The sequence below is a fragment of the Shewanella sp. SG44-2 genome, from assembly GCF_014164215.1.
GTDB classification, from domain to species: Bacteria; Pseudomonadota; Gammaproteobacteria; order Enterobacterales; family Shewanellaceae; genus Shewanella; species Shewanella frigidimarina.
This window is the reverse complement of record NZ_JACJEU010000017.1, coordinates 51,359-72,498: the sequence shown is the minus strand read 5'-3', so window position 1 is coordinate 72,498 and position 21,140 is coordinate 51,359. Positions and strand designations below refer to the sequence as shown.

Annotated in this window: 18 protein-coding genes; 10 read left to right on the top strand and 8 right to left on the bottom strand. The window is 41.1% G+C overall.

Annotated features, from left to right (window positions below):
• Positions 1-165 precede the first annotated feature (165 nt).
• Complete coding sequence (locus H5181_RS13455; protein WP_182751285.1) at positions 166-2,685, top strand: bifunctional diguanylate cyclase/phosphodiesterase; 2,520 nt, start codon at positions 166-168, stop codon at positions 2,683-2,685.
• Between the two features lie 66 nt (positions 2,686-2,751).
• On the opposite strand, the gene H5181_RS13450 is transcribed toward H5181_RS13455, so the two are convergent.
• The gene (locus H5181_RS13450; protein WP_102037205.1) at positions 2,752-3,114 is read right to left on the bottom strand and encodes a hypothetical protein; all 363 of its coding nucleotides are present in this window, start codon (positions 3,112-3,114) and stop codon (positions 2,752-2,754) included.
• Positions 3,115-3,177: 63 nt separating this feature from the next.
• Positions 3,178-3,441, bottom strand: a complete 264-nt coding sequence (locus H5181_RS13445) for a hypothetical protein (protein WP_182751284.1) — start codon at positions 3,439-3,441, stop codon at positions 3,178-3,180.
• Positions 3,442-3,577: 136 nt separating this feature from the next.
• On the opposite strand from H5181_RS13445, the gene H5181_RS13440 reads away from it, so the two are divergent.
• The 5 genes from H5181_RS13440 (at position 3,578) to H5181_RS13420 (ending at position 8,985) form a co-directional block, all read left to right on the top strand.
• Positions 3,578-5,074 (top strand): ATP-binding protein, encoded by a 1,497-nt coding sequence (locus tag H5181_RS13440; protein ID WP_182751283.1) that lies wholly within the window; start codon positions 3,578-3,580, stop codon positions 5,072-5,074.
• A gap of 2 nt (positions 5,075-5,076) precedes the next feature.
• Positions 5,077-5,781, top strand: coding sequence for a response regulator (locus H5181_RS13435; RefSeq protein WP_011637042.1), 705 nt, complete (start codon positions 5,077-5,079; stop codon positions 5,779-5,781).
• A gap of 747 nt (positions 5,782-6,528) precedes the next feature.
• Positions 6,529-7,401: a 6-carboxytetrahydropterin synthase gene (locus H5181_RS13430; RefSeq protein WP_182751282.1), complete on the top strand. Its 873-nt coding sequence runs from the start codon at positions 6,529-6,531 to the stop codon at positions 7,399-7,401.
• A gap of 126 nt (positions 7,402-7,527) precedes the next feature.
• A complete protein-coding gene (locus H5181_RS13425) occupies positions 7,528-8,352 on the top strand; it encodes a M23 family metallopeptidase (protein WP_259397049.1) in 825 nt (274 codons plus the stop codon).
• Positions 8,353-8,580: 228 nt separating this feature from the next.
• Entirely contained in the window at positions 8,581-8,985 is a 405-nt protein-coding gene (locus H5181_RS13420) for a GFA family protein (protein ID WP_182751280.1), read from the top strand.
• Between the two features lie 176 nt (positions 8,986-9,161).
• On the opposite strand, the gene H5181_RS13415 is transcribed toward H5181_RS13420, so the two are convergent.
• Positions 9,162-10,781, bottom strand: a complete 1,620-nt coding sequence (locus H5181_RS13415) for an NAD(P)/FAD-dependent oxidoreductase (RefSeq protein ID WP_011637046.1) — start codon at positions 10,779-10,781, stop codon at positions 9,162-9,164.
• Positions 10,782-10,986: 205 nt separating this feature from the next.
• On the opposite strand from H5181_RS13415, the gene H5181_RS13410 reads away from it, so the two are divergent.
• Positions 10,987-11,652, top strand: coding sequence for a DUF3047 domain-containing protein (locus tag H5181_RS13410; RefSeq protein ID WP_182751279.1), 666 nt, complete (start codon positions 10,987-10,989; stop codon positions 11,650-11,652).
• A 69-nt stretch (positions 11,653-11,721) separates the two neighbouring features.
• On the opposite strand, the gene cls is transcribed toward H5181_RS13410, so the two are convergent.
• On the bottom strand, positions 11,722-13,176 hold the full coding sequence (cls, locus tag H5181_RS13405) for a cardiolipin synthase (RefSeq protein ID WP_182751278.1): 1,455 nt from the start codon (positions 13,174-13,176) through the stop codon (positions 11,722-11,724).
• Between the two features lie 375 nt (positions 13,177-13,551).
• Here cls and H5181_RS13400 point away from each other — a divergent pair, with 375 nt between their 5' ends.
• Positions 13,552-14,361 carry an endonuclease/exonuclease/phosphatase family protein gene (locus H5181_RS13400; protein WP_182751277.1) on the top strand — a complete coding sequence of 270 codons (810 nt, stop codon included), beginning with the start codon at positions 13,552-13,554 and terminating at the stop codon, positions 14,359-14,361.
• Positions 14,362-14,688: 327 nt separating this feature from the next.
• On the opposite strand, the gene H5181_RS13395 is transcribed toward H5181_RS13400, so the two are convergent.
• The 4 genes from H5181_RS13395 to H5181_RS13380 form a co-directional block, all read right to left on the bottom strand.
• Positions 14,689-15,024 carry a DUF1971 domain-containing protein gene (locus H5181_RS13395; RefSeq protein WP_182751276.1) on the bottom strand — a complete coding sequence of 112 codons (336 nt, stop codon included), beginning with the start codon at positions 15,022-15,024 and terminating at the stop codon, positions 14,689-14,691.
• A gap of 260 nt (positions 15,025-15,284) precedes the next feature.
• Positions 15,285-16,430: an NADH:flavorubredoxin reductase NorW gene (gene norW, locus H5181_RS13390; protein WP_182751275.1), complete on the bottom strand. Its 1,146-nt coding sequence runs from the start codon at positions 16,428-16,430 to the stop codon at positions 15,285-15,287.
• On the bottom strand, positions 16,427-17,941 hold the full coding sequence (gene norV, locus H5181_RS13385; protein ID WP_182751274.1) for an anaerobic nitric oxide reductase flavorubredoxin: 1,515 nt from the start codon (positions 17,939-17,941) through the stop codon (positions 16,427-16,429). Before norV ends, norW begins: the two co-directional genes overlap by 4 nt.
• 347 nt (positions 17,942-18,288) lie before the next feature.
• Positions 18,289-19,110 carry a LysR family transcriptional regulator gene (locus H5181_RS13380; protein ID WP_257984970.1) on the bottom strand — a complete coding sequence of 274 codons (822 nt, stop codon included), beginning with the start codon at positions 19,108-19,110 and terminating at the stop codon, positions 18,289-18,291.
• A 114-nt stretch (positions 19,111-19,224) separates the two neighbouring features.
• Between H5181_RS13380 and H5181_RS13375 the strand changes: the two genes are divergently transcribed.
• Positions 19,225-20,436, top strand: coding sequence for a YbfB/YjiJ family MFS transporter (locus tag H5181_RS13375; RefSeq protein WP_182751273.1), 1,212 nt, complete (start codon positions 19,225-19,227; stop codon positions 20,434-20,436).
• Positions 20,437-20,830: 394 nt separating this feature from the next.
• Entirely contained in the window at positions 20,831-21,139 is a 309-nt protein-coding gene (locus H5181_RS13370; protein WP_182751272.1) for a hypothetical protein, read from the top strand.
• Position 21,140 lies beyond the last annotated feature (1 nt).

Genomic DNA, 21,140 nt, shown 5'->3' with positions numbered 1-21,140 from the left:
ATCGATTGCATTTGGTTGTTAAATCACAGCGTATAGGGTAGGTTCTGATGTATAGTTCAACTCGGCACTTATATTCATAACATTACTCGTGACAGAACTAAGCTTCATACACTTGTAGTACGACTCGTTTCACATGCTCAATAAAACATTATTCAGGATATTAATATGCTTAAAAAAGCTATTTCTCAAGTGCAACTAAGAGAATGGCAGCTAGAAATAAATGATATTTCTGCCGAGTTTCGTCTTACCATTATGTTTTACCAGATCAATGCTGAAAACAGTATTGAAGCTATTTGTACAAGCCAGGGTATTGATGATAATACTCAGCGACAGCATCAAGAGAGCTTGTTACAACATCTTAAAGCGGCAGACGCTCATAGTGTCAAAAAGATAGACCAACACTTTACTGTTTATCATCAGCCAATTCGTTCATCAAAAGGTCATATCATCGGTGTGATCACTTTTAGCGACAAAGCTAACGCACCGTCTGAACAAGGATTATTTCAACCCTTGTCGGCAATGCAAACACGCATTGCGGATATGTTAAGTAATGCCATTCGTTATTATATAAACTCCTTAACCATTGATTCCAATGCCTCTGAGCCTGTGTCGCTCGATGTTGATTTACAGTCATTTATTGATGCCTTTGAAGAGCATATGTGGGTTAAAGATGCTAACGGCCACTATGTTGCTTGTAATAAAAGTGTTGAACGAGCTTGGCGTAAATCTACAGAACAAATTGTTGGCAAAACTGACTTTGACCTTTTTGATCCGCGCACCGCAAATGAATTTATTGCGAGTGATAAATTAGCCATCAGTAACGGTTCGACTGTAGTGGTGTCTGAATGTGAAGAAGTTGATGTCAATTTTAATAAAGTCTGGCTCGAAACCATCAAAGCGCCCATTTATAATACCCAAGGTCAATTGACCGGGGTTATAGGTATGACACGTAACATTGCCAAACACAAAGAAGCGCAGGATCAACTCATTTTAGCTGCCAATGTGTTTCAAAATGCAGTCGAAGGGGTAGTGATAACCGATAGTAATGGCAATATTACCGAGATTAACCAAGCATTTACCGACATTACTGGTTACAGCCGCGAAGAGGTTATAGGCCAAAATCCTAGAATGCTGAGTTCAGGACGCCATCCTAAAAGTTTTTTTGAACGATTGTGGAATACCTTATTAGTTCAGGGGAAGTGGCACGGTGAAATTTGGAATCGTCGTAAGCATGGTGCTATTTTTCCGCAAGCGATAACCATCAGTGCAGTATTCGATAAGCTCAATATTATTCAGTATTATGTTGCTGTTTTTGCTGATATTTCAGCGCAAAAACAAAATGAAGAAAAACTGAAAAATTTAGCTTATTTTGATCCGTTGACACAATTGCCTAATCGGATGCAATTTATGTCACTGTTAGAGCAAGAGGTGAACCACTCTCATCGGGCTAAAAAGCAGCTGGCTATTGTGTTCTTAGATATCGATTTCTTTAAGCACATTAACGACAGTTTAGGCCATGTTATTGGCGACGAAATTCTCGTTGAATTGGCTAAACGCTTATCTTACGCTTTATCTGATTTTGACGTATTAGCACGTTTAAGTGGTGATGAGTTTGTGGTCATGTTGCCGAGCATAATGGGAACTGATTCTGTAACGTCATCGGTTGACCGTATTCGCAGTGTATTTGAACGCCCATTTATATTGGATAATACCCAATCAGTGCGTCTTACCGCCAGCATGGGAGTGGCGATATACCCAAGTGATGGTGATGATCACGACAGCTTATTACGAAATGCCGACGCGGCTATGCATCGTGCCAAGTTAGATGGGCGAAATAATTATGCCTTTTATACCGAGTCGATGACCAAGCAAGCTGTAGCACAATTAAAGCTGCAAAATGCATTACATCAAGCATTGGTTAATGAAGATTTTTATCTCGTTTATCAGCCTAAGTTGAAACTGTCTGATTTATCACCAAGTGGCTTTGAAGCGTTAATTCGTTGGTCAGATCCTGTCTACGGCAATATCTCTCCTGCAGAGTTTATTCCATTAGCAGAGAAGATTGGTTTGATTTGGGATATTGGTTTATGGGTTTTAAAGGCCGCTTGTTTACAAGGGGTGGAATGGCTAACTCAAGGTAAAATGTTTGAACGTATTTCGGTCAATGTGGCTAGCTTACAGCTGCAAAGAAATGATTTTGTCGATAAAGTGCGCTCGATTTTATTGGAAACCGGATTACCAGCCAAACATTTGGAATTAGAAGTCACCGAGTCTTGCATGATGAATGATCCAGACGCGATTATTCGTGATTTGAAATTGCTTGGCGCCATGGGCATTGCTTTGAGTATTGACGATTTTGGTACAGGGTACTCATCTCTCAATTATCTCAAAAAGTTACCGATTGATAAGTTGAAAATCGATCAATCTTTTGTCCGTGATATTCCTCATGATGTGAATAATACAGCGATTGCGAAAGCGGTTATTGCATTGGGACATGCATTGAATTTGCAGATTATTGCTGAAGGTGTTGAAACCGTCGATCAAGCAGATTTTCTGCGGCTCAATGGTTGTGATTTGGTTCAAGGGTATTTGTACAGCAAACCGCGATTGCCAGACGAGCTTAATGAGTTTTTACCGATGTTCCGTAACAACAATAACATAGCCAATGAGATTAAAGTAAAGTAAGCAAAAAGGCAGCTTACACAATATGTAAGCTGCTTTAATATCACCATTGCCATTTTGAGTACTGTATTAAGCGTAAATGTCTACGTTCACAGATGTTGAATTACCGTTGGCCGTTTCGGTATCATCACCATTATAAATACTGCTCAATGCCTCAAAGAAAATACTGCCGATGTCCTCGTCAGATAAACCTTCCGTTAGTGGTTTTAATTCATCTAACATAGATTTCAAAGACTCTTGCTGCTCGTCGGTTAATGATGACAACATGTCTGTGGTTAATTGCTGTTGATCATCAGACAATGTCGATACCGCAGTATCTAACCCTGGTGGGACTCCGCCTTTTGGTGGCGGTGGTCCATCAGGACGTGGAGGTCTTTGTGTGCTCTCTGTCGATGTCATTTGCATCGCAGTATTACCACTAGTCACTTGCATATATACTCCTTTGGTATTCTCTGTAATCAATTTTTGATGAAACTACCTAGCAACATAGGATTGTTAATTACGTTGTTTTGGTGGTTGTTTCATATCATCAGGACCATTAGCAGGTACAGCAACAAGCTCGCCATCGATAATTTGGCAAGTTGCTTCAAGGGTGTCGCCACGCGGAGTGTCAAAACTAACCTGATCATTTTCAGCACTGTTAGCACAGGCTTCAACAGCTTCTTTAGGTGGTTTTCTATCATGTGGATTAGCATTAGCAGCGAAAGATGCTAATAACATAAAGCTAAGTACACCAATATAGATTGGCTTCAGGGTCATAGTGACACTCCTTGGTTAGGTAACTAAAGTCAATATAACCTAACAATGTGGAGTAATTGTGCAGAATTGGAGGAGATTTTTATCAGTTATTTATCGCGACTAGTTTGTGCTTATATAGCTGGTTATAATGTATTTTATGCAAATATCTCAAAAGCTTTTCTTGGCCTTCGTTGGCCTTACCAGTATTGTACTTATCGCCACGTTATCGTTAGCGAGGTGGAGTTTTGACCAAGGTTTTTTAGACTATATCAACGGATTAGAACAAGAGCGTTTACAGCATTTATCGGATGAGCTGTTGACACTTTATGCGGCTAGTCCTGAAGCGCAAACCGCTCCATCAGTAATGACAGATCAACAATCTACACGAGTGTGGCAATCGATTAATCAAGCAACATTAACACAAGCCATTTCGCTTCACGCTCCATTTCCAAAAAGAAATAGACCCGGCGACGGGGCAAGACCGCCAAGACCTGCAGGTGATAATCGGCCTCCAATGGGACCTGATCGACGTTTAGGTCCTCCAAGGCAACGGCCACCATTTTCACCACCTTCTGGTCCACCGACGGGGTTATATTCTGCTGAACAACAGTTTATTAGCGGCGTTGATATTGGCAATGTGGATAATCGGATTAGCTTAACCTTGTTATTCAATGACCATATTGTGGGCTATTTATACAGTAGTCCTATTCGTGAAGTTGAATCTTCTTCAGCTACCGCATTTTCTCAGCAACAACGTTGGACCAGTGTCGGGATCGGTTTATTGTGTTTACTGCTTGCAAGTGCAATTGCTTGGTGGTTATCACGTTTTCTACTGATCCCAGTCAAACAAGTTATGCTGGGTGTATCGTATTTATCTCAAGGTAATTATGATGAACGTTTATCACCTCAGCGTGCAGATGAGTTGGGACAATTAATGGCCAATATTGATCATCTCGCCATGACGCTATCGAAAAACCGCAGTGCTAAAAATCGTTGGTTAGCTGATATTTCTCATGAACTGCGCACGCCATTGAGTATTTTATGTGGTGAGATTGATGCGATTAAAGCAGGGATCAGAACGTTCGATAGCACTCAGCTTAACTCGCTTGAACAAGAAGTGCTGCGTATGAAGCACTTAGTCGATGATTTGTATGAACTGTCTTTATCTGATGTTGGTGGTTTACGTTATCATTTCCAACGAGTGAACGTCAGTGAGTCATTACAGAGCACGCTTAATAGTATGGCTACCAGCCTAGAAGAGAAAGGCCTAACACTACAAAGTCAGTTCCAGCCTGAGGTGTATTTATCTGCCGATGTACTTCGTCTTGAACAGCTATTTATTAATTTGCTAATGAATTCTATGGCTTACACAGACAGTCCTGGGGTAATCGATGTAAGATTATCACAACAAGCTAAAACAGTAATATTAACCATCAATGATACTAAGCCCAGTGCCAGCATTGAAGAGTGTGAACACTTGTTTGAGCCATTATACCGTCAAGACAGTGCCCGCACACGTCGTGGTAGTGGTGCTGGTCTTGGTTTAACCATCTGTAAGAATATTGTCGAAGCGCATGATGGCACCATTAAGGCCATCCCATCACCATTGGGTGGGCTTTGTATTGAAGTACAATTACCTATGCACAGGGAATGACTATGAGTGGACATGTTCATCAACAACCATTGACCATATTAGTGGTGGAAGACGAGCCTAAAATAGCGCAGATCTTAGTCGACTTTTTAACCCTAGAAGGTTTTAACACCTTGGTACAACACGACGGTCGTGATGTGATTGAAACGATTAAGGCTCAACAAATTGATTTTATGATTCTAGATTTGATGTTGCCCTATAAAGACGGATTGACGATTTGTCGTGAGTTGAGGCAATTTTCAATGTTGCCAGTATTAATGTTAACGGCGCGGGTAGATGAAATTGACCGTTTAATGGGCTTAGATATCGGCGCAGACGATTATGTGTGTAAGCCATTTTCGGCTAGGGAAGTTGTTGCTCGGGTAAAAACGATTTTAAGGCGAGTCGAAAATACTCACGGCAGTCAAAGCGAGCAGGTTATTCGTTATAAGCATCTACAAATCAATATCGAACGCTTTAAATGTCAGGTTGACCAACAAGACGTAGAATTAACCCCAGTTGAATTTAGACTACTGCATACGCTGCTAAAACGGCCAGGCGTAGTGCACTCTCGAGATAGCCTCATGCAGGTGTGTTATGTCGACGATCGTATTGTTAGTTCGCGTACCATTGACAGTCATGTGAAGAATCTACGTCATAAGTTAACCCAAGCCAGCCAACAAAAGGAGTTGCTGCACTCCATTTACGGTGTGGGTTATAAGGTAGAGTAATGCTGCATTTTATTGGTAAGTCTATTTTTACGTTTTAAAGCCGTTTAATAAGCATCCTAATAAAATGGGTAAGCTTAGTAGCTGGCGATTAATGTGTATTACTGATCTGCTTTAGTTTCGGCAAAACTCCACTAAATCTGCACTGTTTTTGCGCTTTTGATTGTTAACATCACTATACCTAATGCTCCTAGCTGTATGGATTAACAAGGAATAGTTTTATGCCGTCACTAATTTTATTATTACTGCTGTGCTGTCAGGTTTTTCTGACCATTACGTTGGTCGCAGTATTTATTGGTGGTTACCAGGAACCGTCATAATTTGGCTTAACGCTATTAATATCGTTAACCTTTCAAGTAAACGCGTTAATCCTTTTCTAAGCGTTTTATAAAATGCTCAGCATATCGTTGTTGCTGTTTCCTCAAGCAAGATAATTATCCAATTCAGGCGCATTGAAGCGGATTTATTGATTTATTCCATTTATCTACGATGTTTGCTCGCTCATAGCATGGCTTTTGTTTAGAATGTCGTTGATATCATTTAGGGTATCAACGTGGTCTTGTGCTGGTATTAAATATACTGGCGCGTTATTACTCATCGCTAGCAGAACGTGGTCATTAACCCGTGAATGTTAGACTAAGAGTTGATAGTCGGATAAATTCCTATCACGTAAGATAGACCTTCCACTGGCATGCGCCGTTAGGAATACATTTATACTGAGGTGGACTGTTTTTCTGCCTAGGAGCATTAATGCAACTGTTTGTAAAAGATTTAACTGTTATCGATTTCTCTTACCTTTGTCCTGTTCGTGGCATGGTTGGTGAAAGCTGGATTGTCGATGTGCTATTAGATGGCGGCCTAGATGAGCAAAATATGGTGCTCGACTTTGGTAAGGTTAAACGCATCATCAAAAACACCATTGATGATGTAGCCGATCATCGCTTGTTAATCCCTACTGCTTGTAGCGAAGTGCGCTGGCAGCAAAAGGGCGACCGAGTTTGGATGGATTTTAGCAGTGAAAAAGGCGACATACATTTAGCATGTCCTTCACAAGCATTTGCGCTTATTCCTACAGAAGTGATTGACTACCAAAGCGTTAATGACTTTTTGAAGAAAGCCTTACGTGAAGTGTTACCTGAAAATGTCCAAGGCATCAGCCTCACATTGCGCAACGAAGTGCTCGATACCCCATTTTACCATTACAGCCATGGATTACGTAAACATGACGGTAACTGTCAGCGTATTGCGCATGGTCATCGTAGCCCGGTAACCGTATTTGAAAATGGTATTGCAGAGCCGAAATGGGACCAATACTGGGCAGAACGTTGGCATGATATTTACCTCGGCACTGAAGAAGACTTAGTGTCAGTGAAAACACTAGAGTTGTCGAAGCAGACTAAAATCAGCGACGAAACTCATTTTGGTTTTCACTATGTTGCGCCTCAGGGTGATTTTCAATTAGCGATGCCTAAGCATTGTTGTGACTTAATTCCTCACGACACCACGGTTGAGATGCTAGCTGAATACATGGCAAAGACATTGGCAAGTCAATCGCCTGAAAGTCATTTTAAAGTTATCGCTTACGAAGGTATTGGCAAAGGGGCCATTGCGGTAAGAGGTTAATCAAGTATTATTAATGGGCTGCCTAAAGGTGGCCCTTTTTTTATGTTTTTTGTCGCTATTAACAAGGAATGCGTTTCGATTATGTTATTAAAAAATACCGTTTTAAAATCGATATCAACAGTTGCAATGCTGGTGGTCAGCTTTTGTGGATTAAGTGCTAGTGCGATTGCCGCTGTGACATTTCAAGGCCAGTTTGAACAAGGTGCATTAGTGCGCGGCGCAGTGCCGGTCGGCAGTAAAGTATTACTTAATGGCCAATCGGTAAAGGTCACCCCAAATGGTCAGTTTGCCATTGGATTTGATAGAGACGCTAAGCCAGAACAAGTGTTTAAAGTCATTTATCCAGACGGATTAACAGAAATTAAGCCGTTAACAATAGCCGCAAGACAATACAAAATTGATCGGGTCACAGGCATCAGCCAAAAAATAATGAAACCGGATCCAGTCGCCCAAGCCAGAGCGGCTAAAGACGCCAAACAAACTCGCGCTGCCAGAGACTTATTTAGTCAACAACAGGCATTTATGCAAACATTTATTTGGCCGGTTACTGGCAGAATTTCAGGGGTTTATGGCAGCCAGCGGGTTTACAACGACGTACCTGGTAATCCGCATTTTGGTGTTGACGTTGCGCGTCCAACAGGCACGCTAGTGGTTGCGCCAGCAGATGGTGTTATTACATTAGCTGAGCCAGATATGTTTTATTCTGGTGGCACAGTGATTATCGACCACGGTTATGGTGTTAGCTCTACCTTCTTACACCTGAGTAAACTGTATTTAAAGGTTGGTGATAAAGTTGTGCAGGGTGATAAGGTCGCTGCCATTGGTGCCACTGGTCGAGTGACTGGCCCGCATTTAGATTGGCGCCTAAACTGGTTCCAAATGCGTTTAGATCCCGTCTCGATTGTACCGCCAATGGCGACAGTACTGGCTGCAGAGAAAGCGGCAAAATAGTGCTAAGCAATATGTTAGGGTTTCGGTATGACAATTGAACCGGAACCCTTTATTCAATCGTAATGCTATTCGCTTGATAACTTGCACTTCATACGTCCTGAACGCACCACAACGTCAACGCTATTTGCCTCACTAAACTGATTATGTTTAAACGTTTTCTCATTTTAAGCGACAAACTTATATCGAACGACTAAATGTTTATCGTCAACATCACAAAGGACTCTGGTCATGATCAAGCAAGTGGGTAATACCGTTATTCAGTTAAAGCACAAAGCAACATGTCATTGTGGCGCCGTTGAACTCGAACTCACTTTACCCAATGGTATCGAAAATCCACGACGTTGTGATTGTTCAATTTGTCGTAGAAAAGGCGCGATTGTTGGGTCTGTAAAACTTGACGGGATTAGGGTGGTAAAAGGTCAAGATGTGTTAACGCTTTATCAATTTAACACCAATACGGCAAAACATTATTTCTGTTCTCATTGTGGTATTTATACTCATCATCAACGTCGATCAAACCCTACTGAATACGGTTTTAACATAGCTTGTTTAGTCGGTGTTAATCCATTTGATTTAGGTGATGTACAAACGAGTGATGGGGTAAACCATCCATCAGACCGAGACGTTGTATAGCAAATGGTAAGGCGTGTTAATAAAAGGGATTAAGTATTGTATTTCCATCTCTGAGTATCTAATAGAAAACCTCATCATGAATCGCTCTGAATTTGACAGTAAATCTAATGTTATTGTTGCGATGAAGCAATAAACAGAGCATTCAAATATGATTGCTCTGTTTATTAAAGATGGATTTAACTGTTTGTCATTTCTTTAATCATGTCTAATGCAACGGCTTCTGCAATACTGATACCGTCAATACCCGCCGATAAAATCCCGCCAGCATAACCGGCACCTTCACCCGCAGGATATAAACCTTTGGTGTTAATGCTTTGGAAATCGGCACCACGTTTAATTTGTACCGGTGAAGAGGTACGAGTTTCAACGCCGGTTAACATGGCATCTTTACTGTCAAAACCACGAATTTTCTTACCAAATGCAGGAATGGCTTCACGAATAGCATCGATAGCGAATTGCGGTAATGCATCGCTTAAATCGGTCATTTTTACGTTAGGTTTATAAGACGGCTCAACGTTTTCAAACGGTTTCCCAACGCCTGCAGCTAAAAAGTCGCCGACCATTTGCGCTGGAGCATCGTAATTGCTGCCGCCCATGATATAGGCGTGGCGTTCCAATTTGCGTTGTAGCGCAATACCTTGAAGTGGATCGTTGTCAAAATCACTTGGATCAATCCCAACCACAATGGCACTGTTGGCATTACGTTCACTACGAGAATATTGGCTCATGCCATTAGTCACTACCGCATGTTCTTCAGACGTTGCCGCCACAACCACACCACCTGGGCACATACAAAAGCTGTAAACACTGCGACCACTTTTGCAATGGTGGACTAACTTATAATCTGCTGCACCTAACATTGGGTGACCAGCGTTAATGCCAAAGCGATCTTTATCAATCATCTCTTGCTTGTGTTCAATACGAAAGCCAATCGAAAATGACTGCGCCTGCATATACACGCCTTTATCATGTAACATTTGGAAAGTATCACGGGCACTGTGACCAATCGCAGCAATGACATGTTTAGAATGCAGTACTTCGCCATTTCTCAGAGTGACACCTGTCACTTGACGGTCAGTAATATTGATTTCATCAACACGGGTTTCAAAGCGAATTTCACCGCCTAAACGGATTATTTCGCGGCGCATTTTTTCCACCATGGTGACCAACTTAAAGGTACCTATGTGTGGTTTACTAACATAAATGATTTCAGCTGGTGCACCCGCAGCGACAAATTCTTGTTTGACTTTTAGGCCTTTAAATCCAGGGTCTTTAACTTGGCTATATAACTTTCCATCCGAGAATGTACCAGCGCCACCTTCACCAAATTGTACGTTTGATTCAGTGTTTAACTCACTGGTACGCCAAAAGCGGAAGGTATCTTTAGCGCGTTCGTGGACAGATTTTCCACGCTCTAAAATAATCGGTTTAAAGCCCATTTGTGCCAACATAAGCCCAACAAATAAGCCGCATGGTCCCATGCCTATCACCAATGGACGTTCCGTTAAGCCTTCTGGTGCAGTAGCGACATATTTATAGTCGGTATCTGGCGACACGCGGATATTATGGTCGTCAGCAAGTGATGCCAATAACGCGGCTTCGTCTACGTTGGCTAATGTCACATCTAATGTATAAATTAACGAAATTAAATTCTTTTTACGGGCATCGTAGCCACGCTTAAACACATGTATATCAACCAGCTGATCCGCTGAGATAGAGAGCCTTTGCAAGACGAGTTGTTGCAGCGCATCTTCATTATGGTCGAGAGGCAATTTTACTTGGTTTAAACGGATCATGATTTACCTAAAAAGAGACTTAAAAAACAGCGCGTAGTTTACGTGATTTAACATTAAAATGAAATTATCTATTGATGGTACATGCTCTATGTCATGCTGCATTAATCACCATGATGATTAATGAGTAAAATAGTTCACTCAGTTTAGCTTATTCTAGCGGGTGAACTCGGTGTTATATAAGTGAGTAGGGGGATAGGAAGTGCATATGTTGCGATGGATTATATTTCTTTATAGCGTAGCTGTTTGTGTGAACGTGCAAGCTGCAACCAATGTGACTTTATTGAGTGATAACGGGATAGAGAGTTGGACTTCTAAAGTATTCTCTGGTGAATCAATTTACAGCGTTGAAGACTATAAAGGGCGCCTAGCATTAAAAGCACTCAGTCATCATTCTGCATCAGGACTGGTGCTAGAAAAGCAAATTGACCTCATTGCAACGCCTTATCTAAACTGGAGTTGGTTAGTTGAACAGACGTTGTCGCAGTTAGATGAGCAAAGTAAAACAGGTGATGACTTTGTGGCGCGAGTTTACGTAGTGATTGATGGTGGTTTTATGGTGTGGAACACCAAATCATTAAACTATGTTTGGTCGAGTAATCAAGCCAAAGGCTTGGTTTGGAACAACGCTTTTGCTGGCTCAAGTGTTAAAATGATGTCTGTGCGAGGGCAACAATCGCAGCAAAGTCTGTGGTATGAAGAAAAACGCAATGTGTACCAAGATTTGATTGAAACATTTGGGGATAAAGGCAGTCAAAAAGCTAACCGCAAAGCGTATCAATACATCGATATGATTGCGATTATGACCGATACCGACAACAGTGGTAAAGATGCAGAAACGTATTATGGAGACATAATATTTACTGAAAAATAGCAGCTGATCAACCGGAATTTGCTGGGTACTTAGCGGCTTAACTCAGCCGCATTGCTTTTTACTTTACCATTAAAGTAGAGGGCTAAATAAGTAAAAAAACTGCTCGACTAATCGTTTAACTAACGGTCTTTTACGCCACTGGCGCGCATCCATTTTTATCGAATTAGCCATATATTGATGTTGGACTTCACTAAGCGATTGAGTGAATTCTAAATTTTCAACAGAAAGAGTCACTTCAAAGTTAAGCCATAGGCTGCGCATATCAAGATTAACAGTGCCGATTAGACTATGGTGCAGATCAATGACCACTGACTTTGTATGCAGTAAACCACCGCGAAAACGATGTATATTGACACCTGCATTCAGTAACTCACCAAAGAAAGATCTGCTGGCCCATTCCACCATCATTGAGTCGTTTTTGTCGGGTATGAGTAAATTCACCTCCACGCCACGTAATGCCGCTGCAGTTAATGCAAACAGTAGGTTTTCACTGGGGACAAAATAAGGGCTAGTGATGGTGATGCTGTGTTTTGCTTGATAAATACTGAGCAATAAAACTTGCTGGATCATATCCTCAGGCATACCAGGTCCTGAAGGTATCACTTGAACCATGTCAGATGGCTCTTCTTTTTGCGGAAGGCATTTTGGCGGTTCGGGTAACATTCTTTGGTCTGTTTCTGTTTCCCAATCCCACGCGAGAATACAGTTAAGCACTGGCACACTGGAGCCAGTAATCCTCACCATAACATCTATCCACTCACCAACACCGGCGCTTTGATTAAAACATTTGGGGTCGACTAGATTCATTGAGCCGGTATAACCGATTTGGTTGTCTATCACGACTATTTTTCGATGAAGGCGAAGGTCAAGGCGGCGGAAAATCATACGCACAAGAGAAACAGACAGTGCGGAAACCAGCTGTATACCTGCTTTACGCATTAGTTTTGGCCATTTACTGTTAAAAAACTTTCGACTTCCTGCAGCGTCTAACAATATTCTCACTGCCACATCACGTTGAGCTGCCTGTATAAGAGCTTCGGCAACTTGGTCTGCAAGTCCGCCTGGATACCAAATATAGAACTCTAAATGAATTGAGGTTTGCGCTTGTTGTATGTCTTCAATCAGGGTTGTTAATATTGTTTCTGTAGACGATTTTAGTGTCAGTTGATTATTGGCTAACGTAGGAATACCAAGGCGTTTTTCACATAAATGGCTAATGGGAGTCGCGTAATCACTTAAGTTATGAGGGCGATATTGCTGAATGGCAAACAGCCGCCGAAACCATTCTCGATAGGGACCGTACATTTCTTTAGATCTCACGGCGCGGGTTTTGCCAAGATTCATCTCGCCAACGAGGAAGTATAGGAAAATGCCTAAGATGGGGACAACATAAATAAGCATCATCCAAGCTAAGGAAACACCAATAGATCGTCGTTTATAGACAATACGTGTGGTGATACCTGCAATGAGCAGCCAGTAAGCTAACACACTGATTAATGTTAATATTTTATAAAACTCAACCATAGTCAACCAGTGTATCAATCATGTAGAAAAACAGGCACTTATCATATCAGGTTTTCAATCTGTATTGTCTACCGTTATCCGTCTGTACGGCTGGGTATATTAAACAGATTGTTTTATGATAAAGACACAGATGTTAATTAATTAATCTAACTTGAACGAACCAAGCGTTAATCAGTCTAATGTTAGTAAAGCTAGAGTTACTAAAGCTAAGGCTAAAGCTAAAGTTAACCAATTTCTAGCAACAATTTTAGATAGCACACCCAAAACTAATAGAGGTATCCATCCATCGGTATTTTTCGCTCAAAGCCAACATCGGCCTTACAGCCAAAGCGTAAATTGCTTGGGCTTGCTCGATGGGGAAGTCTGGTTATCGTCATGTTGTTGATGACGACAGTTGTGGTTGTGCCAAAATTTGTGCATTTAGCGACAGAACCTCAAGTGATTAATAATGAACAAGAGTCGTTTGCTGCTCAATGTGTTGCTGCTACACCTATCGCTAAATTGGATACTGATGGCCAATTGGCAGTCGCGAGCTGGAATGTCTATAAGCAGCAAAATGCTGGCTGGCAAACGCTGCTCAGTCGGTTAGCTGAACAAAATCAATTATTGTTGCTGCAAGAGGTGAAGTTATCTGACGAATTTCAGTTATGGCGTCAACAAAATCACCAACAATTGGCAATGGTGCAAGCATTTAGCCAGGACCATATACCACTTGGAGTAATGAGTTTATCTCAGGTTGCGGCGAGTGAAAGTTGCGGTTATTTGACAGCCGAACCCCTAATACAGTTTCCCAAGTCGAGTTTGTTAAGTTACTTCCCCTTATCGAATGGTGAAACTCTGCTGGTGGCTAACCTGCACAGTATTAACTTTGAGTATGCTTTAGACAGTTATGCTGTGCAGTTACAGCAGCTACTGCCAGCGTTGAGTGCTCATAAAGGACCGATCATTTTCGGTGGTGATTTAAATACTTGGCGCCAAGCTAGGCTGACGATGTTAACCCTGATGACAAATCAATTAGGCTTAATAGCGGTCATCCCAGAAGATGACAAACGTACAACAGTGATGGGCTATCCTATTGATCACCTTTATTATCGGGGATTAACCTTAGAGTCATCCGAGGTAATTACAACCCAAAGCTCGGACCATTATCCTTTGTTAGCGCAATTTAGATTAGGCGAAAGTTAACGATGATTGTTTTGATGATGGCTATTCATTGATTCAAATTGTATTAAAAGTCATAAAGACTGCATGGGTTTGCTCAAGATAAATTGATTGATGTGGTTGGAAAGCACAACAGTATGAAAATTGATTCACAGTCGTTTTTCAATTCGAATAAAATAAACTTTAACAATTTGATGTGTGTTTTACGCAAACTAAAACGATAAGAGCATAATACATTATGATCTTATCGTTAATTAAGCCGCTGATTAAACTTCTATATCAGTAGCTTGGCATGTATCTAATTACAAGCGTTTTATCTACAACAGCTTTATCTGCCACATCTTTAATAAGTTACTTCTTATTAAACATCGCTTGGCCGGTTTTATCTTTTTCAGACCAGAAATTAATATTAAACTGGGCATCAGGGCTTAATTCAATACGGTGCCAGTACTCTGGTGGGCTGGTGGCAAATTGTCCGGCATTAATCACGACTTTCACTTCAGGCTCAGTTGCTTCGCTGTTAGCAAAACCAAAATATGTCACTACACCTTCCATTACACATAACTGGCCGAATACACCTTCGGCGGTATTATGATGAGTCAGTAGTGCATCAGGCACAGTTTTAGTGGTGAAAAATGGCGTAGAACGCTGAATAGTCCAATTTGCTGGGATACGTTGATGAGACATAATGTTCTCCTAAATAACCTGAACTCGGGATAATAAACGCCTTTCAAACAGTCCTTTGCCCTGCTAACTGCGTTGAATCGACTTACAATAGGCTAGCTATTGACGCGTCAATTCGCCTTGTTAGCATAACAAATGACAAGCTTGAAAGTGAGGAGGGGTAACATGCTGATTTTAAATAGCATAAGTTCATCCCTTATCCCAAATTCAAGTTAAGTTGATTGATGAGTAGGCTTTATGAGTAAAGCCTACTCGATAAAATACTAAAGACTTGCTGGTAAGGCTCTGAGTAGCGGGAAGGTATTGTTCATGTGTCCTTCTGTTACTACAAAACCGATAATCTGTTTTTGCTCGTTGTAGGCTTTTACTGAACAACCCAGAGCATCAATATCCACCTGCCAAGAGGCTACATCGGTTACAGTGTTACCGCCTAATTGGATCGGCATGTGCGGCGTTTTAACTTTGACTAACATCGCCGGTAACTTCAAATCTGTTGGTTGGCCGAGTAAGGTTTTTGCTAATGCATTGGCGCTTAACAAAATTGGCTGTAAGTAGGACATCACCTTGCCGTTTATTTCGGCGCAATCGCCTAAGGCATAAATGTTATTCACTGAGGTTTGCAGCTGATTATTAACCACTAAACCGTTATTCACTTTACAGCCAGATTGACGTGCTAAGCCAACATTAGCCTTTAAGCCTGCGGCTGAAATAACACAATCCACGGTATATGTTTGGCCAGAGCTGAGTGTGGCACATATACCTAATTCAGTTTTATTTAGTGAACTAATCGTGCGCCCAAACTCAAACACCACGCCCATATTAACCATTTTCTTTTGTAAAGCACTGGCGACTAACTCTGGCAACATGCTCGCCATCACGCCGTGGCTTGGATCAACCACCACGACTATTTTGCCACTATGGTTAAGATCCATCGCTATTTCAGTGCCGATAATGCCTGCACCAATCACTAGAACCGTCTGTGCATTTTGTAGTTGCAACTGCGCGCTATCAAACTCACGTAAACTGTTTAAGGTAATAACACTGTCAGTGGCATTGCCAAGCATAGGGGGTACAAAGGTTTTTGCTCCCGTCGCTAACACCAGTTTTGCATATGGATAAGCAACGCCATTAACAAACACTTGTTGTTGAACGCTATCAATACAATCAACCTTGGTAAAAGCATGCAGAGTAATATTATTCTCGCTGGCAAACTCTTGTGCACTCAGACGGATTAAATCAGCACTGTTTTGCTTGTTACTAAATACATGGCTCAAGTCCGGTTTATTATAATCGTGGCCTTCATCAAGGGTAAAAACGGTTATCGGTAAGTGCTTATCTGTGCGTCTAATGGTCTTGATAAGTTGGTATGAGCCAAAGCCGCTACCAATGATAATGATAGGTGCACTCATGATGCTTTCCTCTCAGCAATAGGGACAAATACATCTTTGCCAAGGCCACAATCTGGGCAAAGGAAAAAGTCTGGTACTTCGCTCCACGGTGTTCCTGGTTCTACTTCCTGATTAGGCTCACCCAATACTGGCTCATATACCCAATTACACACAGTGCAGAGCATATTTTGTGAATCACTCATTGCTGCCGCTGTTGTACATGTCGGTTTGATTGCTTGCGTTATTTGAACTGCTGGCGTTGGCTTCGTGGTTACACTCGCTTGAGCGCTTTTAGCTAGCGATGCAGGTGAAATGGATTTTACATTACTTAAATCATGCCATGCCCAGCTTTTAGCTATCTGGCGACCATGCTCACGACATTCGCGCATCGCTTTACCATCAGGTCGCCATTTTGCTTTTAAGCCGACAATAGTTTCGAATCCGGCATCCGTAAGACGGGTGTGGATACGGTCAACCGCGCCGCCGTTCCAACCATAACTTCCAAATGCACCGGCTTTTTTATCTTTAAAGCGCAAGCCTGTGATCTCTTCTAACATGCCCGCGACTTTTGGCATCATGACATTGTTCATGGTTGATGAACCCACCAAAATACCCTTCGAGCGGAACACGTTAGCTAAGATGTCATTTTTATCATGGCGAGCCACATTAAACACTTTAACGGATACTACAGGGTCAACGTCGTGGATCCCTTGAGCAATGGCATCGGCCATCATGCGGGTGTTATTAGACATTGAATCATAAAAAATGGTGATTCTGTCTTCTTGATAATTATCTGCCCATTGCAGATATTGATGAATAATCTGGGTAGGGTTGTCGCGCCACACCACGCCATGGGCAGTAGCAATCATGTCTACAGGCAGGTTAAAACTCAGCACTTCGTTAATTTTAGCGGTAACCAGTGAGCTAAACGGGGTAAGAATATTGGAGTAATAACGTAAACACTGATCCATTAATTCAATTTGGTCTACTTCATCATTAAACAAATGCTCATCACAATAATGCTGACCGAACGCATCATTACTAAATAGCACAGCATCTCCCGTTAAATAGGTCATCATACTGTCTGGCCAATGCAACATTGGGGTTTCAATAAACACCAACTGCTTGCCATTACCAATATCAAGAGTATCGCCGGTTTTAACGATATTAAAATTCCACTCGGTATGGTGGTGTAAGCCAGTAATGGAGTCGATAGCATTTTCGGTACAATAAATTGGCGTATTAGGGATTTTAGCCATCAAAGCTGCTAACGCACCTGAGTGATCTTCTTCTGCGTGGTTAATGACGATGTAATCAATCTTATCGAGATCAATTTCCATCTCAAGATTTTGAATAAACTGCAGGCTGAAACGATGGTCAACAGTATCGATTAAGACATTTTTTTGTTCACGGATAAGGTAACTATTATAACTCGTCCCTTTAGTGGTTTTATATTCAGTGCCATGAAAGTCCAATATTTCCCAGTCACGTTGTCCAACCCAATCGATGTTATTTTTAATGTGAATTGTCATATGTACACCTGTAATAAATGAGAAGTTAAAGTTCAAAGATAAAGTTTCAAAAGTTAACTTCGTTATTGCAGGTGGCGTGCCAACTAGTTAAGTGACTGATAAGTATGAGTAGTATTATGGCTGGTAAAATATTCAGTGTCATTATAACAATTGACAGCTGTGTCTTTATGACTACCAAGTGTCATTATGACTTTGCTGGTGTGACTCTATCGGAGTGATTGTCAGACAAAATGTGTTATCTGGATGATTGTTGTATTTAATAAATCGTTAGCAGATTGATATGACAGAGCCATAGCCGTAACGGTTATTAATAAGCCGATATTAATGACTTAGATAGTCAGAATGAATTACTTGGTTAATAGCTTTGCTAGGGTCAATATACCTGACTCTAATGGACTATCTTTACGATAGACAATTGATAGTTGAACATGTTTTGGACCATAGCTCACTGGTGTCATAACCAGTGACTTTTCATACCGACTGCCAGCAACCATATTTTTACCAATAATGGTGTAACCTAAACCCGCCGCGATACAACCTAAAACACCATCAGCACTGCTCATTACCATGAGTTCATCATTACCTCGGCCAGCCTTTTGTTGCCAAATAAGGGCATGTTTTCTATAGCCACAGCCTTCATCGCGTACAAACAAAACCGGATCATGTTCACTGTCTCGTGGAGTCACCATAATCAGTTCTTCTTTCACAATCGGGATAATAATAAGGTTTTCATGTTTAGGCGCATTACCTATCGCAGCGCAGTCAACCTTATTGTTCAACACCGAAAATACCAGTCTTTCGCTGGTGTCAGTATGAATTTTCGTTCTAATTTCAGCGTGATTCAACTTGAGTTTTTTGAGTGCCATAGGCATATGAACCGCTGCAAATGTTTCTGGCATACCAACTCGTAATTCGTAAGTTCCTTTATTGCGCAAAATGGCAGAGGTTGCTTGGTATTCTAATTGTAAAATCTGATCTGCATACTCGCAAAGCTGTTGTCCACTAGGCGTTAACTGTAATTTTCGGCCAATGATAGTAAATAGCTTAGTATCCAGTTCTTTCTCGAGTTTTTTAATCCGGCTGGTGATGTTGGACTGAACCGTATGCAACTTATCAGCAGCACCTTTAATGCCGTCTTCATCAACAACGGCTTTAAACGTTTTTAGCATTAATATTTCCATATGGTTCTCTTAATAAGAAGTTTTTGTTCTAAATAATTCAATTTTTAAGATTAGCAGATTGACGTATTGTTTGTTAATGGTTTCACTTAAAAAGTGATTTTGATGTTACTAGAGCTAACAAAAGTCCGCGTCTATTTTGCTGGTATCTGTAGTTTAATTGTCACGGTTGGGGTGGCTAGATTTTCCTATAGCTTGTTATTACCGATAATGCAGGACGGTGCAGGCCTAACTGAATCTGGTGGAGGTTGGTTAGCTAGTACTAATTTTATGGGTTACATGTGTGGGGTGTTACTTGCCGCTAGCATGCACAACCTTAACTACAAATATAACTTACACCGGTTGTACCTTATATTGAGTGTCGTCACTTCAGCTGCAATGGTAATGACCACTGATATGGTGACTTGGGCGGTATTACGCTTTATTGCCGGAATCTGCGCTTCAGGAGGCTTTATTATTGCCTCTGGCTTGATATTAAAATGGCTAGTTAACCATAATCACCGTGCAGAATTGGGCATTCACTTCTCTGGTGCGGGCTTGAGCATCATTGTTACCTCGATACTAATAGAAGCCATGCTGACCATGTCAGCCGACTGGCAGCAACAGTGGCTAGCGTTAGCCGTGATGGCAGCAATATTCTCGATCCCTGCATGGTTATGGATGCCACATCCTTTTGTTGGTGGTAAAGCGGGAGCAGGGGTCAAAGATAATCCACCAAGTAAAGCCTTTAAATCGTTAATGATGTTGGCTTATTTCTGTGCCGGTTATGGTTATGCCGTCAGTTCGACTTTTATTGTTGATATTGTCGAACGTGTTGAAGGTTTACAAGGACAAGGAGGTGTTGCTTTTCTATTGGTAGGCGTCGCGGCAACACCAGCACCTTTAATATGGGATCAAATCGCCCGTCGAGTGGGTTACTTAAAAACGCTATTAGCCGCCTATATCTTACAGGCCGTAGGCATTATTCTTCCTGCAATCAATGACAGCTTACCTGTTGTTATATTAAGTGCTCTGTTGTTTGGTGGCACTTTTATCGCATGCGTCAGCCTAGTCTTGACCATGGCGGGCAAGTTTTACCCGAGTAACCCGGCTAAGTTTATGGGCACAATGACCTTAGCTTATGGTGCAGCACAAATTATTGCCCCCGTGTCTACCGGATATCTTGTTGAAGCACTGGGGAACTATGATATTGGCTTATACCTATCTGCCACTGTGGTAATGATGGGCACGCTGTTTTTGTTTGGATTATTAAATATTGATAAAGACGCGATAAAAAATACAACCATTAACATAGAAACTAAGCGCATTATTGGCTAAATTAATCGGCACTAAAATTGAGCGATATATGCGCTAATCATTTTTAAGGTTTTTATCTATTAGTGTTTCTCGAGTAAACCCATTGGATAGTAAGTGACACTCCAAAACCCGTTTTTGTCGACTTGATTAAATAGATGTTGGTCGTTTTATGGACCAGCCCTGGTGCACATGATGTTATTGGATGTTGCTTGGATGAAATTAGATCTATTGATTATGGCGTTGCTCATACAAAAAAGTGGTTTATGTCTTATTTTCTTTTATAGATGAAACGACTCGTTATGTTATTAAAAATAAAAGTAATTTATACTGAGTTAGTTTATTGCAATGAACAAAATTTAACCTGCAAAGATCAACAGACCCTAATTGAGAAAATTTTTACAATGGAAGTGTAATAATGATTGAAATCCAAATAGATAATGTTGTTGAATCAATGGAAACGGAAAAAAATAACCAACTACGTGCTGATTTAGATAAACTGAGACCCAAACCATATACTTGGTTAATTCAATGGCTGATGTGTTTGGCGACTATTGGCACTATTTTATATATTGTAAAAGTAGACTTACTCGTAGAACAAAACTTTGTGTGGTTGCTACTGTTATTTGTCGTTATTGGTTTTAGTCATAGGGATGATTATTTAGCTCATAAGCGCATCGATTTGGTCATTAAGCTACTTGATAACAATGCATTGCATAAGCGGTAAC